Origin of the sequence: Agrobacterium vitis (assembly GCF_037039395.1) — a bacterium.
GTDB classification, from domain to species: Bacteria; Pseudomonadota; Alphaproteobacteria; order Rhizobiales; family Rhizobiaceae; genus Allorhizobium; species Allorhizobium vitis_E.
This window is the reverse complement of record NZ_CP146242.1, coordinates 1,283,516-1,303,216: the sequence shown is the minus strand read 5'-3', so window position 1 is coordinate 1,303,216 and position 19,701 is coordinate 1,283,516. Positions and strand designations below refer to the sequence as shown.

The 19,701-nt window shown below is 59.3% G+C and carries 19 protein-coding genes; 7 read left to right on the top strand and 12 right to left on the bottom strand.

Annotated elements, in window-relative coordinates; genetic code table 11:
* Nucleotides 1–20: 20 nt before the first annotated feature.
* Together otsA and otsB are read right to left on the bottom strand one after the other, a co-directional pair.
* Nucleotides 21–1,424: an alpha,alpha-trehalose-phosphate synthase (UDP-forming) gene (gene otsA, locus V6582_RS08750; protein ID WP_156633718.1), complete on the bottom strand. Its 1,404-nt coding sequence runs from the start codon at nt 1,422–1,424 to the stop codon at nt 21–23.
* 37 nt (nt 1,425–1,461) lie between these two features.
* Nucleotides 1,462–2,268, bottom strand: coding sequence for a trehalose-phosphatase (otsB, locus tag V6582_RS08745; protein ID WP_156633717.1), 807 nt, complete (start codon nt 2,266–2,268; stop codon nt 1,462–1,464).
* 211 nt (nt 2,269–2,479) lie between these two features.
* Between otsB and thiD the strand changes: the two genes are divergently transcribed.
* Nucleotides 2,480–3,367 carry a bifunctional hydroxymethylpyrimidine kinase/phosphomethylpyrimidine kinase gene (thiD, locus tag V6582_RS08740; RefSeq protein ID WP_156633716.1) on the top strand — a complete coding sequence of 296 codons (888 nt, stop codon included), beginning with the start codon at nt 2,480–2,482 and terminating at the stop codon, nt 3,365–3,367.
* 11 nt (nt 3,368–3,378) lie between these two features.
* On the opposite strand, the gene V6582_RS08735 is transcribed toward thiD, so the two are convergent.
* The 3 genes from V6582_RS08735 to V6582_RS08725 form a co-directional block, all read right to left on the bottom strand.
* The gene (locus V6582_RS08735; protein ID WP_156633715.1) at nt 3,379–3,783 is read right to left on the bottom strand and encodes a GFA family protein; all 405 of its coding nucleotides are present in this window, start codon (nt 3,781–3,783) and stop codon (nt 3,379–3,381) included.
* 48 nt (nt 3,784–3,831) lie between these two features.
* Nucleotides 3,832–4,407 (bottom strand): tyrosine-protein phosphatase, encoded by a 576-nt coding sequence (locus tag V6582_RS08730; protein ID WP_156633714.1) that lies wholly within the window; start codon nt 4,405–4,407, stop codon nt 3,832–3,834.
* Nucleotides 4,408–4,529: 122 nt separating this feature from the next.
* Nucleotides 4,530–5,441, bottom strand: a complete 912-nt coding sequence (locus V6582_RS08725) for a pirin family protein (RefSeq protein WP_156633713.1) — start codon at nt 5,439–5,441, stop codon at nt 4,530–4,532.
* A 300-nt stretch (nt 5,442–5,741) separates the two neighbouring features.
* On the opposite strand from V6582_RS08725, the gene V6582_RS08720 reads away from it, so the two are divergent.
* Nucleotides 5,742–6,557, top strand: coding sequence for a class II glutamine amidotransferase (locus tag V6582_RS08720; RefSeq protein ID WP_156633712.1), 816 nt, complete (start codon nt 5,742–5,744; stop codon nt 6,555–6,557).
* A 31-nt stretch (nt 6,558–6,588) separates the two neighbouring features.
* On the opposite strand, the gene V6582_RS08715 is transcribed toward V6582_RS08720, so the two are convergent.
* Nucleotides 6,589–7,518, bottom strand: coding sequence for a LysR family transcriptional regulator (locus V6582_RS08715; protein WP_156633711.1), 930 nt, complete (start codon nt 7,516–7,518; stop codon nt 6,589–6,591).
* A 96-nt stretch (nt 7,519–7,614) separates the two neighbouring features.
* On the opposite strand from V6582_RS08715, the gene V6582_RS08710 reads away from it, so the two are divergent.
* Nucleotides 7,615–8,208 (top strand): chromate transporter, encoded by a 594-nt coding sequence (locus V6582_RS08710; RefSeq protein ID WP_234889812.1) that lies wholly within the window; start codon nt 7,615–7,617, stop codon nt 8,206–8,208.
* Complete coding sequence (locus tag V6582_RS08705) at nt 8,205–8,726, top strand: chromate transporter (protein WP_156633709.1); 522 nt, start codon at nt 8,205–8,207, stop codon at nt 8,724–8,726. The genes V6582_RS08710 and V6582_RS08705 overlap by 4 nt, the downstream gene beginning before the upstream one ends.
* Here the strand turns inward: V6582_RS08705 and coaBC are convergent.
* The 6 genes from coaBC to ubiE all read right to left on the bottom strand — a co-directional run bounded on the left by coaBC (nt 8,723) and on the right by ubiE (nt 15,551).
* Nucleotides 8,723–9,940: a bifunctional phosphopantothenoylcysteine decarboxylase/phosphopantothenate--cysteine ligase CoaBC gene (gene coaBC / locus V6582_RS08700; RefSeq protein ID WP_156633708.1), complete on the bottom strand. Its 1,218-nt coding sequence runs from the start codon at nt 9,938–9,940 to the stop codon at nt 8,723–8,725. The genes V6582_RS08705 and coaBC overlap by 4 nt on opposite strands.
* A 225-nt stretch (nt 9,941–10,165) precedes the next feature.
* Entirely contained in the window at nt 10,166–11,200 is a 1,035-nt protein-coding gene (locus V6582_RS08695) for a sensor histidine kinase (RefSeq protein ID WP_156633707.1), read from the bottom strand.
* A 15-nt stretch (nt 11,201–11,215) separates the two neighbouring features.
* On the bottom strand, nt 11,216–11,653 hold the full coding sequence (locus tag V6582_RS08690) for a response regulator (protein WP_012654793.1): 438 nt from the start codon (nt 11,651–11,653) through the stop codon (nt 11,216–11,218).
* 2 nt (nt 11,654–11,655) lie between these two features.
* Nucleotides 11,656–13,143: a sensor histidine kinase gene (locus tag V6582_RS08685; protein WP_156633706.1), complete on the bottom strand. Its 1,488-nt coding sequence runs from the start codon at nt 13,141–13,143 to the stop codon at nt 11,656–11,658.
* A gap of 6 nt (nt 13,144–13,149) precedes the next feature.
* Nucleotides 13,150–14,733: a 2-polyprenylphenol 6-hydroxylase gene (ubiB, locus tag V6582_RS08680; protein WP_156633705.1), complete on the bottom strand. Its 1,584-nt coding sequence runs from the start codon at nt 14,731–14,733 to the stop codon at nt 13,150–13,152.
* Nucleotides 14,734–14,774: 41 nt separating this feature from the next.
* Nucleotides 14,775–15,551, bottom strand: coding sequence for a bifunctional demethylmenaquinone methyltransferase/2-methoxy-6-polyprenyl-1,4-benzoquinol methylase UbiE (gene ubiE, locus V6582_RS08675; RefSeq protein ID WP_156531314.1), 777 nt, complete (start codon nt 15,549–15,551; stop codon nt 14,775–14,777).
* A 179-nt stretch (nt 15,552–15,730) separates the two neighbouring features.
* Here ubiE and mutM point away from each other — a divergent pair, with 179 nt between their 5' ends.
* From mutM to dnaA, 3 genes are all read left to right on the top strand, one after another.
* The gene (gene mutM / locus V6582_RS08670) at nt 15,731–16,624 is read left to right on the top strand and encodes a bifunctional DNA-formamidopyrimidine glycosylase/DNA-(apurinic or apyrimidinic site) lyase (protein WP_156633704.1); all 894 of its coding nucleotides are present in this window, start codon (nt 15,731–15,733) and stop codon (nt 16,622–16,624) included.
* A gap of 226 nt (nt 16,625–16,850) precedes the next feature.
* Entirely contained in the window at nt 16,851–17,117 is a 267-nt protein-coding gene (rpsT, locus tag V6582_RS08665) for a 30S ribosomal protein S20 (RefSeq protein ID WP_012654798.1), read from the top strand.
* Between the two features lie 947 nt (nt 17,118–18,064).
* Entirely contained in the window at nt 18,065–19,639 is a 1,575-nt protein-coding gene (gene dnaA, locus V6582_RS08660) for a chromosomal replication initiator protein DnaA (RefSeq protein ID WP_156633703.1), read from the top strand.
* The last annotated feature ends 62 nt before the right edge of the window (nt 19,640–19,701 follow it).

Genomic DNA, 19,701 nt, shown 5'->3' with positions numbered 1-19,701 from the left:
CGTGATGCGGTGGCATCCTGTTATGCCGCTTCGGCGGACTTTTCCCTCGGCATTTCCATCAGATCCGTCAGGAAGGTGTCACACCAGTGGTTGACATCATTGACCAGCAGATGATCCATCATGCCCTTCCAGCGTTCCTGGCGCTCGGCAAGCGGCATATCGAGGGCGCGGGCAATGGCCTGGGCCGTGCCTTCCGTATCGTACGGATTGACCAGCAAGGCCCCTTTCAACTCGCGTGCCGCCCCGGCAAAACGCGATAGAACCAGAACGCCGGGATCATCGGGGTCCTGGGCGGCAACATATTCCTTGGCCACCAGGTTCATACCATCGCGCATCGGTGTCACCAGCCCCACCTTGGCCAGCCGGTAGAGCCCGGCCAGCACCGGACGCGCCACCGAGCGGGTCATGTAACGGATCGGCACCCAGTCGACAGTGCCCAGCGCGCCATTCACGCGCCCGGCCTGCTCGGCCACGGTGCGCTGCATGGCCTCATATTCCGGCACTTCAGAGCGGGATTTCGGGGTGATCTGCAAATAGGTCACCTTGCCCTGATAGTTCGGATTGGCATTGATGAAATGCTCATAGGCGTCCAGCCGCTGGGTCAGGCCCTTGGAATAATCCAGCCGGTCGACGCCGATCACCAGCGCCTTGCCTTCAATGCTTTGCGCGGCGCGCTTCACCATCACGTTGCGCACCGCCCTGCGGGCATAGGCGGCAAAGGCCGCCGTCTCAATGCCAATCGGATAATGGCCCGCCTTGAACGTCCGCTTATGCGATTTGATCTTGCTCCCGGAGATCGCCTCGCCAATGCCTTCGCGCACCAAGGCTCCGACGAAATTGGCGTGGTCGAAATCGGTCTGGAAGCCGACCAGATCGTAATGGGCCAGGCTTTCAATCAGCGTTTCATAGACCGGCATGGCAAACAGCACATCGGCGGGCGGCAGCGGGATATGCAGGAAGAATCCAATCCGGTTCTTCACTCCCATCTGCCGTAATTCCTTGGCGAGCGGGATCAGGTGATAGTCCTGAACCCAGATCGTATCATCAGGCTTCAGCAGCGGCACGAGCCGCTCGGCGAAAAACCGGTTGACCCGGAAATAGCCGGTCATGTCCTTGCGGGCATAGTCGGTCAGGTCGAGACGATAGTGAAACGTTGGCCACAGCACGCGGTTGGCAAAGCCGTGATAATATTCCTCGACATCGCGGTCGGTCAGGTCGGTCAGGGCGTAGGTGATCTTGCCGTCCTCGATCATCGCAAGCTCACCGGCCTCTTCCTCGCCGCTGGAGACGCCCGACCAGCCCATCCAGATGCCGCCTTTATCCTCAAGGGCGGCGCGCAACGCGACGGCCAAACCTCCCGCCGGCGCCTTATTGGTCTTGTCGGGTACGGGAACACGGTTGGAAACCACAACAAGTCTGCTCATATCATTATCCTTCTTATCGTTTTTCAGCCCCGGAACGTCAGTTTGAGCGGGCCAATCTGGCCAGCGTGTCACGCAGGAGCTGCGGGCTTGCCAGAGACTGGCTGGCCACGCTTCCGTCGAGATCGCCGACACGGATCGACAGCCCACCCAGGCGGTTGACGCATTCAAACATCGCCTCATCGGTCACATCATCACCAATGGCGATGGCAACGCGGTCGGTGAAGGGCGGCTCGGCAAGATAGGACTGCAAGGCCCGGCCCTTGTCGGCGCTGTCGGGACGGATTTCGACGACCATCTTGCCGCGTTGCAGCTCATAGCCGGGACCCGCTGCCTTAAAGGCATCCGCCATGGCTTTTTCCACCACGTCGGCGCAGGCAGGCGCCTGGCGATAGTGAACGGCGATGGCGGCACCCTTGTCCTCGACCAGCACGCCCGGCCAGGCCTGTTCGAGCTTTGGAAGCTCTTCTTTCATCGCCAAGAAGGCCGGACTCGGCTCATTGCGGATGATCGTGCCTTCAACCGTTCGCCGCTCGGTCCCGTGCAATCCGGCAATCGGGAAATGCTTTGGCGCAAACAGCCGGTCGGCATAGGTCAAGGCCCGCCCCGTTACCAGCGCAAGCGCACCGCCCATGCGTGATGACAGCACGTCAAGGTCTTCCGGTAGCCCAACCGGCACCCGAATGCCATCAGGGCTTTCAGCGAGATCCAGCAACGTGCCATCAATATCGAGAAACAATGCGTAGCGGTGGGGCTCGGCGTGAAGAAGATCGAACAGCAACGCTCCTGCGTCTTTTTGCTCGTTTCGAGCTGGCGATCGCTTGATTACCGATTGCTGGTTTTCCATATCCTGCCTCGTTTCACACGACCTGTCGACGCCTAGGTAACGATGGGTGCCCAGTTTGGTTCCCGAAAAATGCAGTTAATTGCGCAATGCAGCATAATGGGCGAGACGGTGACAGGCGCATGGAAAACTGCGATAGATCTGCCCCGCCGCCCACCTTTTCCTTCAACAGGAGCCGAGGTGTTGGAGACTGTTGACTTCGATGAGGACGATCATGACCGTTCAAACAAACGTTGAAGCGCCTCTGCCTCGCATCGCCAATGTCTTGTCGATTGCCGGTTCCGATCCATCCGGCGGAGCGGGGGTTCAGGCGGATCTGAAGGTATTTTCGGCTTTGGGTGTCTATGGCATGGCGGCGCTGACGGCGCTGACCGCTCAGAATACCCAAGGCGTGGCGGGTGTCGAACTGCTCAATCCCGCATTCGTCGCCAGACAGATTGAGACGGTTTTTGCCGATATCCGCGTCGATGCGGTGAAAATCGGCATGCTGGCCAATGCCGATATCGTCGGCGCTGTCGCCGCCGTGCTGGCCGGGCAGAGGGAAGTGCCGGTTATTCTTGACCCTGTCATGGTTGCCAAGGGCGGGGCCGCGCTGCTGGATGACAAGGCGGTTGGCGCGCTGGTCGGGCAGCTCTTGCCGCAGGTCCGCCTGATCACCCCCAACCTGCCGGAGGCTGCCGCGCTTCTGCGGGTTGCCGAGGCCGTGGATCGCAGCGGCATGGAGGCCCAGGCCAAGGCCTTGTTGGCATTGGGTGCCAAGGCCGTGCTTCTGAAAGGCGGGCATCTGCCGGGCGACCAGAGCCCCGATCTGCTGGTCACGCCAACGCTGACCCTGTGGTTGGAAGGCAAAAGGATTGCCACCGCCAACACCCATGGCACCGGTTGCTCGCTGTCCAGCGCGATTGCCGCCGAGCTTGCCAAGGCCATCGACCATGGGGCCATCGACCATAAGGCGACGGATAGTGCAACAGACGACGCCTTGGCGAAAGCCGTCACGGTGGCTAAGGCCTGGCTGGCTGGCGCGGTTCGGTCGGCAGGGCAGCTGACTGTTGGCTCCGGCCACGGACCCGTTCATCATTTTTACCAAGCATGGCCGAAGTAGCCGACTTGGTATTACTCGGTCTCTGAGCCTGGAAGAGCGCCGATGCTCTCGAGCCAGAGCACGGAGGATCGCCGCCAGCTTTGGTGCCTTGGCAGCAGGGCTTCCCGTTGGTTGATGCTACCCCAGCGGATGCCCCAGGTATCGGCGTCGACGCCCTCGCCTGATGTCAGCATGGGCGAGCCGCAGTCCGGGCAGAAGAACTGATAGCGCGCCCGACCATTGTCGCCGTATTTCACATAGGATTTGGGCGGGCTTCCTGTAAAATGCAGTTTGTCGCGCGGGGTTGAAACCGTGACCCGGAATGGTGAGCCTGTCAGGCGCTGACAATCGGTGCAATGGCAAATGCCGACATTTTCAGGGTCGATTTCGGCACGATAGGTCACCTTGCCACAATGGCACTGTCCTTCGATCTGCATGTCTTGAGCCTCCCGCGCTGCATTCTGCGGGACTATAATGCATAAGGCTCAGCTTTCGATCCCCATGGCTTTTTCAAATTCCAGCCAGCTGCGGTCCATGGCATAGGCCTTGGTGACATAGGGAATGCCGACATGGCCATAGATCACCGGCCAGAGTTGTTGCTCGGCCTTGTCTTCCTGCACGCCGGCGATCTGTTGCAGGTAGATGACAGAGGCGAGGCCGCTGCGGTCAGCGCCGCCCTCACAGTGGATGAGGATGGGCTTTGGCGCGGATTTGAGCAGGGAAACCAGCGCCTCGGCCTTGTCGATGGTCAGGCCCTTGGCAGCCGACATGCGAAAATCGATATGGTCGATGCCCAGTTCCCGGGCGGTTGCGACTTCCTGCGCATACCAGGGCGAGGGTGACGAGCCGCGCAGATTGACGATGGTCTTGATGCCGTAGCGCCCGGCATAATCCTTGATATCGGCGGGCGTGGGTTGGGCAGAGCGGTAGAATTCGCCTGGAATGACCTCGTGGAAATTGCCCGACATCCGAAGATAGCCAAGGTAGGCGCCGCACGATAGCAGACCAGTTAAACAGGCAAGGGTGGTATAGCGGATGGCTTTCGCCAGCAGGATGGACATGGGCTCACACGGGGGTCGGATCAAATAACCATCCACCCTGTAAAAGCTGAACCTGACATCGAACTGAAAGACGCGGGCCATCCCCCGCGTCCTATGATCACACTTTCGTCAACACGCAGTGATCAATGATCGGCCTTGATGAAGGTGCCGTTCTGCAACTCGCGCATGGCCTCCATCAGCTCTTCCCGGCTGTTCATGACAATCGGTCCATGCCAGGCGACCGGCTCCTTGATCGGCTTGCCGGTCACCAGCAGGAAGCGAATGCCCTTTTCGCCAGCCTGGACGGTGATTTCATCGCCGGTATCGAAAACCACCAGGGTGCGGTTGCCAGAGAGGTCACGGATATTCAGTTCCTCACCCTGAAATTCCTTCTCGACCTTGACGCCGAAGGGCTTGGAAGCATCGCGGAACGAGCCGGAACCTGCGAAAATATAGGCAAAGGCCGAACGATAGGTATCGACCGGAAAGCGCTTGGTCTTGCCGGGTGGAATGGAGATATCGAGATAAACCGGCTCTGCGGCAATACCATCGACCGGGCCGGATTTGCCCCAGAAATCGCCGCTGATCACCCGCACCGCCGTACCGTCGTCATCGACCACGACAGGAATGTCGGCAGATTTGATATCCTGATAGCGCGGCGCGGTCATTTTTAGCGAAGAGGGCAGGTTGGCCCAGAGCTGGAACCCGTGCATCTTGCCGGCAAAATCGCCCTTTGGCATTTCCTGGTGCATGATGCCGCTACCCGCCGTCATCCACTGAAGATCCCCGGCGCCTAACAGGCCCTGATTGCCGAGGCTGTCGCCATGCTCCACCGTTCCGGCCAGAACATAGGTAATGGTTTCGATGCCGCGATGCGGATGCCAGGGAAAGCCTCTTATGTAATCTCTCGGATCGTCATTGCGAAAATCGTCCATCATCAGGAACGGATCGGTCATCGACGGATCGCCGAAGCCGAAGACGCGGTGCAGCTTCACACCGGCACCTTCCGTCGTGGGCGTGGCGCGGCTCTCATGTTTGACGGGGCGGATGGACATTGGACGGGCTCCTTTCGAGCGGAATATGATTTGCAGCCAATATAAGGCTTTTCAAAAGCAGGCGAAGGGCGCCGGGCGCAACGCAGTGTTCACAGAAGCGGCTCTTCACGCAAACACCTCCTCTTCCTGTCAGCACTCGGCTCTTCACGAAAACACAATGCCGCACTGCGAAATGTGATTATCGGTTTGGTCACGAATCTGACATGAACAAAGCCGAGCTTTACGCTTCTTTATAAACCTTCCTTCAATATTGGCTCTGCCGGCTCCGCTAAGGACCGGTCTTGCCGGAGCATGAATGCCATGTGTCGTTGGGCAGCCTATCGGGGAGAACCGCTCTTTATCGAGGAGTTGGTATCGTCACCCGCCCATTCGTTGATCGAGCAATCCGTCTGCGCCACCCGCGCCAAGACATCCACCAACGCGGACGGCTTCGGCCTTGCCTGGTATGGCGACCGGCCGGAACCAGGCCGATTTCGCGATGTTTTGCCTGCGTGGTCGGACTGCAACCTGAAAAGCATTGCCCGGCAGATCCGCTCGCCACTGTTTCTGGCGCATGTGCGCGCCGCAACCCATGGCGCGACCCGGCGCGACAATTGCCACCCGTTTGTGTATGGCAACTGGTCTTTCATGCATAACGGCCAGATCGATCACTTCGACCGTATCCGCCGCGCCATGGAAAGCGTGTTGGACGATGAGTATTTCAACGCCCGCACCGGCTCGACGGATTCCGAACTGCTGTTCCTGCTTGCCATGCAATTCGGCATGAAACATCGCCCGATTGCGGCGATGGCGGAGGCCATCGGTTTTGCCGAAAGGCTGAGCGCAGAGATCATCGGTACCACCCGGGTGCGGTTCACCGCCGCCTTTTCCGATGGCAGGGCGCTGTATGCCGTGCGCTATTCCACCGACGCCTTTGCCCCGACCCTGTATGCCGGGCCGATGGGGAGCAAGGGCGGACATTGCCTGGTGTCCGAACCGCTCAACGATGACACGGAAACCTGGGTAGAGATCCCGCCGGGCAGCGCCGTGATTCTGGATGATGCGGGGCTGAACGTCATGGGCTTTGAGCCGGAAATCGGCAGCGCCCCCGCTCAACTCACAGAAATGGCCGGTTGATCTGGGTTTGGATGCCAATAGGGCTGCGGCATCATGGTGTAATGACCTGTCTCCTCACTTCCTCAACGAAGGTCTGCAATGCGCCACGACAGGAATCGCGGCGATAGGCAAGCGAAAGCGGCGCCTCAAGGCCGGAGCCGTGTGCAAAACGGCGATAGGCGACGCCGGAGGTTTCCAGCCGCGCCATGGATTGCGGAATGATCGACAGGCCGAGGCCCGCCGCCACCAGACTGAGGGTGGACACCAGTTTCGGCGCTTCCTGTGCCACTTTCGGGCTGAAACCGGCAGCCTGGCAGGCCGCGATGATCCGATCATACAGGCCTTGCGCCAGGGGGCGGCGATAGAGAACGAAGGTTTCACCGGCCAGCGCGGCAAGAGCGACGGTATCGCTGTCATGGCTTTGGCTGCGCAGGGCCAAAGGATGGGTGTCGGGCAAAGCCAGCACCATGTCCTCGATATCGACGGTTTCGATGCGGAGTGCTGGCTCCGTTCCGGCCAAAGCACCGGCGGTGGCGCGGATGAAGGCCGCATCAAGCCGACCGGCGGACAATTCCCCCAGAAGCTCCGTCGTAGAGCCTTCATCCAGCCGCAGTTTCAGCGACGGCGAGGAGAGCCGCATGGCCCGCACGATGCTGGGCACCAGCGGATGAAAGACCGCCGAGGTGGTAAAGCCGATGGCGAGCTCCCCGATTTCGCCGCGCGCCGTCCGCTGTGCGGCCTCAACGGCCATATCCACATCGGCAAGGATCTGCCGGGCGCGGGCGATAAACGCCACCCCTGCCTCGGTCAACGCCATACCACGGGGCTGGCGGATAAACAGCGTCACCCCGACCAATGTTTCGAGAGCCTTGATCTGCTGGCTGAGGGGTGGCTGTTGCAGCCCAAGCCGCTCCGCCGCACGGGTTAGATGGCCCTCTTCGGCGACGGTCACGGCATAGCGGAGGTGACGCAGTTCAATCATGCCATAGCTTTAACATATGAAGAATGGCTTATCCATATATTGGACATCAGGATTCGAGCGGCGTATGGAAGAGAAAAGACGAAACGGACGATGGTCATGACGAAGACAGTTCAGCTGGAGCCAGTTCAGGCCGAGAAAGTTCAGGCCGAGCCCCCACAACATCATCCCGGTATCGCCGAATTGTTCACCGGCTTTCTGGGGCTCGGCCTGATGGGGTTTGGCGGTGTGTTGCCGATGGCGCGGCGGATGATGGTGGAGGACCGGCGCTGGCTCTCACCAGGCGAATTCATGGATCTGCTTGGCCTCTGTCAGTTTCTGCCGGGTGGTAATATTATCAATATGTCGGTGGCGGTTGGGTTGAAGTTCCAGGGCTGGAGGGGTGCGCTGGCCGCCGCCTTCGGCCTGATTGCCGCACCGACGGCCATCGTTATCTGTCTGGGTTACATTTACGACCGTTACCGCGACAATCCGCAGGTCGAGCATCTGTTTGCGGGTCTGGCGGCGGCGGCGTCTGGCCTGCTGATCTCGCTGGCCTGGAAGGTCCTGCAACCGTTGAAACACAAGTTCTGGGCGCTGGCCATCGTCGCCCTGTGCTTTGTTGCCATTGCGGTTTTCCGCCTGCCGCTTTTCGCCACCATGCTGGTTCTGGCGCCGGTCTCTATTGTTCTGAGCTGGAAATTGTCGAAATGATCGCGACCCTGATTTCTCTTGCCCTGATTTTTACGGAATTGTCGCTGATCGCCTTTGGTGGCGGCAATGCCATCCTGCCGGAAATGCAGCGCCGGGTGGTGGAGGTCCAGCATTGGATGAGCGCCAGCGAATTCAGCGCGCTGTTTGCGCTGGCCCAGGCGGCTCCCGGGCCGAATATGATGGTGGTGCCGCTGGTCGGCTGGCATGTGGCGGGCTTTGCCGGGGTGATCGTCACCTCCATCGCCAAATTCGGCCCGTCCTCGTTGATTACCGCTGGAGCCGTCACGCTCTGGGAGCGCTTCAAGGAGCGGCCCTGGCGGCGGATCGTCCAAGCCGGGCTTGCACCGATGACGGCTGGCCTCGTCACCTCCAGCGCCGCTGTTATCACCAAGGCCTCGGCAACCAGCCCAATTCTCATTGGCATTGCGGCTGGCTGTGCGGTGCTGACCGCCGTGACCAAGGTTCACCCGCTGATCGCGCTGGGTGCTGGCGCGCTGATCGGCCTGATCTCTATTTAGAGAGATTTGACGCTGAGCATCCCGGCAATGGTTTGTGCAAGCCGCTCGGCAACGGCATCCTTGTCCATATCCGGCCAGTCCTCGGTGCGATCCTTGTAGATCAGGGTCACCCGGTTTCGGTCGCCGCCCATAATGCCGGTCTGCGGTGAAACGTCGTTGGCGACAATCAGATCGGCGCCTTTACGCTCCAGCTTGGCACGGCCATTGTCGGCGATATCGCGGGTTTCCGCCGCAAAGCCGATCACCAGTGCCGGGCGTTTTTCATGGTGTCCAACAGTCTTCAGAATGTCGGGATTTTCGGTCAGTGCCAGCATCGGCGCGGCGTCGCCCGGCTGTTTCTTGATCTTGTGCTCCGATGCCGTCTCGACCCGCCAGTCGGCAACCGCTGCGACCATCACGGCGATATCGGCGGGCAGGTGGGTGAGCACGGCGTCGCGCATCTCCTCGGCCCGCTCCACATGGATCGTTTTGACGCCGGTGGGGTCCGCAAGGCTGACCGGGCCGGACACCAGTGTCACCTCGGCACCCAGCCGGGCAAGCGCGCTGGCAATGGCATGGCCCTGCTTGCCGGAGGAGCGGTTGGCGATATATCGCACGGGATCAATCGGCTCATGGGTCGGGCCGGAGGTGACAATGGCCTTTTTGCCTGCCAACGGCTGGAAGGAGTCGTCAAGACAGGCTTCGACCTTGGCAACGATCTCCAGCGGCTCGGCCATGCGGCCCAGACCGGCTTCCCCACTTTCGGCCATTTCGCCAGCCAGCGGCCCGATGAACTGAATGCCATCGGCCTTGAGCTGTGCGACATTGCGCAGAGTGGCGGGATGCGCCCACATTTTCGGGTTCATCGCCGGTGCGATCAAAACGGGCCGGTCGGTGGCAAGCAGCACCGCCGAGGCCAGATCATCGGCCAGCCCATGCGCCATTTTCGCCATCAGATCGGCGGTCACGGGCGCAACGACAATCAGATCGCAATCACGGGCCAGCCGGATATGGCCAACATCCTGTTCGTCCTCGCGGGAAAACAGATCCGTATAGACATGGGAGGCCGAGAGCGCGCCGACCGCGAGCGGCGTGATGAATTCCTGGGCGGCCCGCGTCATGATCGGGCGCACCGAGGCACCCCGCTCACGCAGCCGCCGGATCAGGTCCAGACTCTTATAGGCGGCAATGCCGCCGCTGATGATCAGGAGAATACGCTTATCCGTCAGCGTCATGAAAAGCCTGCCATGAAATTATCGGTGCGAACCGGACACTACTGCATAATTCCTTAAATCGGAATCGATTTAAGGAAAAAATTATGCAGCAGATTTAAAGAGTTACAGCGTCCTTTGTGCATTTTGTAAAATGCACGGCGCTGTAGCGCATAAGCGCCTGAAAGAGGAAACGACAAGATGACGCCTGCTATAGGCTGGCGCAGAAAACGGAATCGGTCCGATGCTTTAGCGGGCTAGGTCTATCGGCACGCAGGCAATCGTCCCCGCGGAGATCTCCTGATAGGCGAGACCTTCGCCCAGCGTTGCGGCCATGGATTTGATGATCCGGCTGCCGAGGCCAGTGCCCTTCGGGGCAGCGCCAGGGCTGATGCCGATCCCGTCATCCTCCACCGTCAACAGCGCATGGCCGGGCTGCGCATGGCACAGCCGCACGCGGATTTCGCCGTCCTTGCGGTCGGGATAGGCATATTTGATCGCATTGGTCACCAGTTCGGTGACGATCATGCCGATGGAGACGGCGCGGTCCGCGGTCAGTGAAATCGGCTCGGCATTGACTGTCAGGGTGATCGGCTTGTCGGGATTGGCAAGCGAACCGCCGATTTCCCGCACCAGATTGGCGATATAAATATCCATATCGACCCGGCTGACGTCGTCGGATGTGTAGAGGCTGCGATGCATGCCGGCAATGGCAGTAATACGGGCCTGGGTCTCAGTCAGCTCGGCCTTGACCTCGTCACTCGGAGAATTGGCGATCTGAAGCCGCAGCAGGCTGGCTACCAATGCCAGGCTGTTGGCGACGCGGTGGTTGACCTCGCTGAGCAGGGCTTCCGCCCTTTCCTTGGCAAGGCGGATTTCCTCCTCCGCCTTGACCTTGGCTTGGCGTAGCCGGGCGTTTTCGACCGATTGCCGGATGGCGCTTTCCAGCAGCGACAGGAAATCCTCGCTGGTCGTCTTAATGACGTAATCGGAGGCGCCTGCCTTGATCGCTTCGATGGCGATACGGGCTTCGTTGGAACCGGTCACATAGACCACGGGCGTCATGATATGCCGTCCACGCAAATGCGCCAGCACATCGTGACCGGTCATATTGCTGAGATAATGATCGAGAACAATAACGTCGAAGTTTTCAGACGCCAGAAAGCCCAGCGCCCGCTCCAGATCTTCGGCATGGGTGACGGAATGTCCGTTGCGCCCGAGCGCTTTCTGCACCAGCCGCACGATGGCCGGGTCGTCATCGAGATAAAGAATTCGGACATTCATGGGGCGGTCGGCTCGTTACGGGATCTGCATCACGGAAAAAAACAGCCCGAGCTGACGAATGGCATTGGCGAAATTGTCATAATCAACCGGCTTGGTGATGTAGACATTGGCACCAAGATCGTAGCAGCGCTGGATTTCCCGTTGATCGTCCGTTGTGGTGAGAATGACGACCGGCAGCCGACGTGTGTGCTGATTGGTCTTAACTTGTTCGAGTATATCGGTGCCCGACATATCCGGCAAGTTAAGATCGAGTAAAATTAGCAGATATCGATCTGCCGAGGTTTCGCCGGAACGATCCGTGCCCAGGATATAATCCAGCGCGTCGGTGCCGTTGGTAAACGGCACGATCTCATTGTTGACCCCGGCCCGACGGACATTTTTTTCGATCAGGCGCGCATGGCCTTCGTCGTCTTCGACCATGACGATGGTCACTTCCTTGGCCACTGCTTTCATGCTCAGGTCCCTACCAGTTTCGAAAGGTCGCGCGGCAAGCGCAAAATAAATGTCGAGCCGACGCCGATCTTGGAGCGTACGGTAATTTCACCTCCCAGGTTGCGCGTCAATGAGCGCACATGGGCAAGACCGATGCCTTCGCCCATCTGGTTCTGCTGTCCCGCACGGCGGAAAAGTTCGAAAATCCGTTCATAATCCTGCTCAGCAATGCCGCGGCCATTATCCTCTATTTCCAGGCGAATGAAGTGCCGTCCATCCGAGATCGCCCGGATGGAAAGGACGACCGGGCGATCCGGTGACTTATATTTGATAGCGTTGTCAAAAAGGTTACCGAGAATTTGCTCCAGGGACAACCTGTCGGAGATAATGCTGGCAACTTCGGTTGAAATTTCTGTATGTCCGCCGCTCTCTCCGATCTGGTGGTGTACGCTGGCCGCCGTCGTCTCGATCAGCGGCTTGAGATCCAGTGGTTCCGGCTTGAGCTGGCGGCGTCCGTCGCGCGAGATTTTCAGGATGGCGTTGATCAGCCCGTCCATCTTGCGGGTCGAGGAACGGATGAAGGAAATCGCTTCCGGCAGGTCTTCGGAGGCCGCAAGCCGCGCATCCTCGATCTGCTGCGTCGTCAAAGGCTGCCCATCCGCCAGAACATAGGCCTTCAATGTCTGGAGCGCGCTGTCCAGCTCGGCGGTAAAGCCCATGATATTGACGAGTGGCGCACGCAGGTCGTGGGTGATGATATAGGCGAAGCGCTGGATTTCCTGATTGGCTTGCATCAGGTCTTCGGTTCGCTCCTGCACGCGCTCTTCCAGCCCCGCATTGAGGACCTCCACCTCCTGGCGGGCCTTCAACAGATCGCGCACATGCTGGATGATGATCAGGATTGCGCCGCCGATCACGATCACGATGGCCACGGCCCCGCCAATGGTAAAGACCTGCAACCAGCCGATGGCCAGGAGCTGGCTGGCAATTCCCTGGTCTATCCTGTTGTCGGATTCGTCGCGGACCTCGTCAAGCACAGTGCGGATCTGGTCCATCAGCTGCTTGCCGTAACCGGCCCGGACAAGTTCGTAGGCCTGGCGTATGTCGCCGTTGCGGGTCAGCTCGACGGTCCTGGCCAATTCTTCAAGCTTGGCCTTTACCAGTTCGCGCAGCTTCTCGACATCCGGGGCATGTTCAGGGCGCGGCGCAAGCAGATGGACGAGACTGTCCATTTCCGTGGCGACATCGCCGATGGCCTGGCTGTAAGGGGTCAGAAAGGCGACGTCGCGGGTAATCAGATAGCCTCTCTGCCCGGTTTCCGCATCGGTCAGCGTCTGCATCAGGTCAGCGCTGGCGCGGCGAATGACCCGTTCCTCGACAACAGTTCCGAATGTGACACGGGTCTTGCCGGTCAGCCACAGGGTCGAGCCGATCAGACTGATCAGGAGAAGGCAGCCCAGGCCAAGCACAAACAGACTGGAGCGGATAAAACCTGCGTTTGTTGCCGACATGCAATCCTACCCGCCATGACCCAGTTGAAACGCGATGAACAGCAGGCAGAGCGCAATCACCCAAAGGGCCAGGCGGCCTGAGCGACCATGCCGTGCCTGCGCCTTGCCGATGGCATCGGTGGTGCTCTCGTCGAACCGCAGCCCATGCTCGCTCATCTGCATCAATTCACTATGGAATTTCTCGGTTTTGGCAGCGATTTCCGGCAGGGCTTCCGCCACCCGCACCGCGGCACGAATGCCGTCCTTCATATCGGTGACGATGCGCTTTGGACCGAGATTGGCTTTGATCCAGTCCGCAACGACGGGCTCCGATGCCTTCCACATGTTAAACCGTGGATTGAGCATCCGCGAGACACCTTCGACCACCACCATGGTTTTTTGCAGCATCACCAGTTCAGGCCGTGTCTGCATGTCGAACAGTTCGGTGACTTCAAACAGCAGCGTCAGCAACCGGGCCATGGAAATGGTTTCGGCGGGCTGGCCGTGAATGGGCTCGCCGATGGCCCGGATCGCCTGGGCAAAGCTGGCCATATTGTGATGGGAGGGAACGTAGCCGGCCTCGAAATGCACTTCCGCCACCCGCATGTAATCGCGGGTGATGAAGCCATAGAGAATTTCCGCCAGAAACCGCCGCTCTTTCTTGCCCAGCCGCCCGCAAATGCCCATGTCCACGGCAACGATCATGCCCGTTGGATCAACGAACAGATTGCCCGGATGCATGTCGGCATGGAAGAAGCCGTCGCGCAGCGTATGGCGCAGGAAGGACTGGATCAGCGTATCGGCCAGCGCATCAAGATCGTGGCCAGCGGCTTTCAGCGCCTCGACATCCGACATCTTGACGCCGTCGATCCATTCCATGGTGATGACGTCGCGGCCCGTGCGTTCCCAATCGACCTGCGGAACCCTGAAACCGGGATCTCTGGCGGTGTTTTCGCCCAGTTCCGACAGAGCGGCGGCCTCGAGCCGCAGGTCCATTTCCACTTTCGTGGTCTGCTCGAGTGTTTTCGTCACCTCGACGGGGCGCAATCTGCGGGTCTGCGGCAGCAGCATTTCCTGCAAATGCGACACGAGATACATGACTTCGAGATCGGCCGCGAAACGGCGCCGTACGCCGGGACGGATGACCTTGACGGCAACCTGTTTCAAGCCGAAAGGCGTTTCCACCATGCAGGGATGCACCTGGGCGATGGAGGCCGCGGCAATCGGCTCGCCGAAACTGGCGTATAGCTCCTCGACCGGACGCCCAAGCGACAATTCAATCGATGCCTTGGCCTCTGCCGTCGGAAAGAAGGCCATGCGGTCCTGCAATCCGGTCAGGTCATAGGCAAGTTCGGCGCCGACCACATCGGGCCGGGTCGCCAGGAACTGGCCGATTTTGGCATAGGACGGCCCCAGCCGCTCGACGGCTTGCGACAGGCGGTCGGATCGCAACGTGCCCCGGGCGCGCTTGCGCTCGAAGGCGGCGGCGACTTTCTTTACAAAGCCGACGCTCGGCGGCAGTCCTTCGGACGGCAGCGCCGAGACAACGCCTTCGCGAACGAGAATCCAGCCGACACGGGCCAACCTGAAATAGGCGCTGACTGTGCTCATCAATCGATCTTCAATCCGGCGGTCTTTCGGTCAGGCATTGTTCAGATCTTCCAGCCGGAATGAAGGGCAGCAATGCCGCCGGTATAGTTGGTGAAGGACACCTTCGAAAAGCCCGCCTTGGTGATCATCGCGGCAAAATCCTGCTGATTGGGGAACTTGCGGATCGATTCCACCAGATATTGATAGGGCTCAGCCTCACCGGTGATCATCTTGCCAAACCGTGGGATCGCCTTGAACGACCATTGATCGTAAAAACGATCCAGCAGCGGCATCTGCACCTCGGAAAATTCCAGCACCAGCAGCCGCCCGCCGCGTTTCAGCACGCGGTAGGCCTCGCTCAGCGCCACATCGATGCGGGGCACATTGCGAATGCCGAAGGCGATGGTATAGGCGTCGAATTGATTGGCCTCGAAGGGCAGGGCCTCGGCATTGGCCTCGACGAAGGTGAGATTGTCGGAAAGGCCTTTTTTCTGCGCCCGTTCCTGGCCGACGCCCAGCATGGAGCCATTGATATCGAGCACGGTGGCATGGGCAAGCCTGCGGGAGGCCTCAACGATGCGAAAGGCGATATCGCCCGTGCCGCCGGCAACGTCCAGCACCTTGTAGCCTGCATCCTTGCGCGGGTTGAGGGCGGCAATCAGCGCATCCTTCCAAACCCGGTGCATGCCCGCCGACATCACGTCGTTCATGATGTCATAGCGCTTGGCAACCTTGTGGAATACGTCGTTGACAAGACCTTGCTTTTCGCCTTCCGCCACATCGCGGAAGCCGTAGGAGGTTTCCATGCCGCCATCGGCGGAGGTGCGGCTTGCGACCATCGGCTCAACTCCATTCTCTCTAAAACTACACCAGCGACCTTGGCGAAGCCCGGTCCCTTGCACTATGTCTGCGGCACGATTGCAATTGCCCGTCGGTATATTGGCAGGGCAATGCCATGGCAGGCCGTCTCGTCCTTAAACCATGATGCCTGCCACTGGAATAGAAACATGGAGCCTTCATGCCGGAATTACCAGAGGTGGAAACCGTAAAACGGGGACTGGCGCCGTCCATGGAGGGGCGGAGGCTGACCCGCCTGGAATTGCGGAGGCCGGATCTGCGCTTCCCCTTGCCGGTCGATTTTGCGGCGAGGACGCAGGGCCGGCTGATCGTCTCCCTGTCTCGGCGGGCGAAATACCTGCTGATCGATCTCGATGATGGCGTCTCGATTATCTCCCATCTCGGCATGTCCGGCTCTTATCGGATCGAAGCCGAAAATGAGAAAGGCCTGCCTGGCCAGTTTCATATGGCGCGCTCCCGTGATGAAAAGCATGACCACGTGATCTTCCATCTGAGCGGACCGGAGGGCAGCCCTCTCAGGGTGATCTATAATGACCCGCGCCGCTTCGGCTTCATGGATATGGTCGAGCGCCGTCACATGGATCGTCATGCCGCCTTTGCCGGATTGGGGCCGGAGCCGGTCGGCAACGCGCTCGATGCCGACTATCTGGCCATCAGGTTCAAGAGCAAGGCGCAGCCTTTGAAAACCGCCCTTCTCGATCAGAAGGTGATTGCCGGGCTTGGCAATATCTATGTCTGCGAAGCCTTGTGGCGGGCGCATCTGTCGCCGGAAACACCGGCGCGCGCGCTGGTCAATGCGCAAGGAAAGCCCGTGGCGGCACTGGAAGACCTGACGCAGGCCATTCGCACGGTCATCGCCGAGGCGATCGAGGCTGGCGGTTCCTCGCTGCGCGATCATATCCAGGCCGATGGCTCGCTCGGCTATTTCCAGCACAGTTTCAATGTCTATGACCGCGAAGGCGAAGCCTGCCGCACGCGCGGCTGCACAGGGACAGTCGAGCGCATGACCCAGGCAGGGCGGTCGACCTTCCACTGCCCACAATGCCAGAGATAAGGCGCCTTCGTGCCTCTGGTCAAAACGGTGTGGCGCTTCGAACGGGCGCCCGCCGGCACAAAGGTTGAGAAAGCGCGTTGACGACGCCGTTCTTTCCCGCTATATGCCCGGCCACAGTTAGGAAAGCTTATCGCTTTCCACGATTGCTCCCGAATTGCTGGTATTGCAGGTCGCAACGACTTGGCGGCGAAGGTGGAGTTTTGGTTCGTATTCGAGAGAGGCATCCATGGCCAATACTACATCGGCGAAGAAGGCGACCCGCAAGATCGCTCGCCGCACCGCAATCAACAAGAGCCGCCGTACGCGCGTTCGCAACTTTGTCCGCAAGGTTGAAGAAGCCATCGCTTCTGGCGATCAGGCACTGGCCGCAGCCGCATTGAAGGCTGCCCAGCCTGAACTGCACCGCGCTGCTTCCAAGGGCGTTGTTCACGCCAATACCGCGTCGCGCAAGATTTCGCGTCTTGCCAGCCGCGTCAAGGCTCTCGCCGCCTAATTTTCGTCGAAAATTAACATTTTGATCAGCCTGGCTTTTTAGCCGGGCTTTTCGCGTTTTGACATTTTTATCATTTCATCACTATTGCACGTTACGGTTTCATGTCACTCCAGTGACACGATATTCCTTTTTATATCAATGACTTGCCGGAGGTTCTCCGTCCAGATCGATCTTTCCTTTACGGCAGGACTGTGCGATTTTGAGTCAAGTGATTTTTTTATTTTCAGGCAATATCAGGGCTTGCAATGGTGGAGCCCGCCAAACTCCTTGATTCAAAAGCGATTCTTTTTTGGCTTTTGTGCTCCGGGAAACTTCCGGGGCGGAGTCAATGGCGCGCTGTTAATTTTAGGTAAAATTCATTGTTGATCTCGGCATTCGATCCTGCCTAAATGCATTTCAAGAGAGGTGCGGATCTTGGCTCCTGTCGGAAAGACACAAGCTGCAAAAGCTGGTTTTTTCGAAAATGCCTCTCCGGGCGGAACGGCTCAGTTTCGTTTCATCATACATTGGTTCTCATGCGGAACTCGTTTCCATTTCAGGAAACGTGCGTTGGAGTTTGTGTGTCCGGCTTAAGTTGCCGGCTTAAGTTGGAAGTGTCGTTTTTAAATAACGGAATAAGAGAGGGAAAGACTGGCCCGACATAAACGAGGATGAAGGGCCTTGACTGAAATACCTGTGTCATAACGGCATATGCTCATTCCCTGCTGCATTAAATGAGGCAATGCGGATTGAGGAACTCCATTTGGCAGATATGACGATCAGCATGGTTTGCGTCCTCTCGGGCGTATGCTGCTGTAAGAATGCATGATGGTGAATGCCTGATGAGACCGGCGTCCTTACGAGGCGACATCGGTGTCGGAAGTCTCAGGCAGTCAAATGCAAGAACTTGAAGCGTCGGCCAGCAATGGCAACTGGCCGGCACATGTGGACAATTGGAAGGCGGCGAGATGCAGATGAAGATGGTAACGGCAAGTGCGGCAGCCAGTGGGGACGAGGCGCGCACGATCGATCAGGCCGTTAGCCCTGACGCGACAGGCGGCCCGAATGCGGTGGTAGACGATACGGTGGCAGGCGATGAAATTCGATACGATGCGCTTTTTGAGCGGTTCAGTGCCCGGCTGCGGGCCCAGGTCGGCCCGGATGTGTTCGCCAGCTGGTTTGGTCGGCTGAAACTGCATTCTTCCTCGAAGAGCGTTATTCGGCTCAGCGTGCCGACGACCTTTCTGAAGTCCTGGATCAACAATCGTTACCTCGATCTGATTACCTCGATTTTCCAGGCGGAAGATGCCAGCATCCTGAAGATCGAAATCCTGGTGCGCAGCGCCAGCCGCAATAGCCGGACACCGGTTGTCGAGGAGCGGACCGTCGAGCCTTCCCTGTCGTCTTCCCAGAAGCGTCAGGTGCCGCAGAGCATTGGCCAGATGGCTCCTGCCATTGCCAATGCCGCAGCGCCGCAGCGCGCTCCCGTACAGGGACCGTTGTTCGGCTCGCCGCTCGACAGCCGATATACCTTTGACGGTTTCGTTGAAGGCGCCTCCAACCGGGTTGCGGTTGCCGCCGCCAAGACCATTGCTGAAGCCGGTGCAGGCGCGGTGCGCTTCAATCCGCTGTTCATTCATTCGTCGGTCGGTCTGGGCAAGACGCATTTGCTCCAGGCCATCGCCAATGCCGCGATCCATAGCCCTCGGGCGCCGCGCGTTGTCTATCTGACGGCGGAATATTTCATGTGGCGCTTTGCTACCGCCATCCGCGACAACGATGCCCTGACCCTGAAGGACTCGCTGCGCAATATCGACCTGCTGATCATCGATGACATGCAGTTCCTGCAGGGCAAGACCATCCAGCATGAATTCTGCCATTTGCTCAACATGCTGCTCGACAGCGCCAAGCAGGTGGTTGTTGCTGCCGACCGGGCGCCGTGGGAGCTGGAATCGCTTGATCAGCGCGTTCGCTCGCGCCTGCAAGGCGGCGTTGCCATCGAGATGGAAGCGCCTGATTACGACATGCGTCTCGACATGCTGAAGACAAGGCTGGCGCTGGCCAAGAAAGAAGATCCGAGCCTGGAAATTCCAGCCGAGATCATCGCCCATGTTGCCCGCAATGTCGCCAGCTCCGGCCGCGATCTGGAAGGCGCATTCAACCAGCTGCTGTTCCGCCGCTCATTCGAAGCCAATATGACCATCGAGCGCGTCGATGAGCTGCTGGCTCATCTGGTCGGTGCTGCCGAGCAGAAGCGGGTTCGCATTGAAGACATCCAGCGCGTTGTTGCCCGCCATTACAATGTCTCGCGCCAGGAACTGGTGTCCAACCGCCGCACCCGGGTCATCGTCAAGCCGCGTCAGATCGCCATGTATCTGTCCAAGACCCTGACGCCCCGCTCCTTCCCGGAAATCGGCCGTCGTTTCGGTGGCCGCGATCACACCACGGTGCTGCATGCCGTGCGCAAAATCGAGGAACTGATCTCCGGCGACCAGAAATTGTCGCAGGAAATCGAGCTGCTGCGCCGTCTGATCAACGAGTAATCGGATCGTCGCCCCGCATTGGCTCCTCACTGCATAATTCCTTAAATCGGAGTCGATTTAAG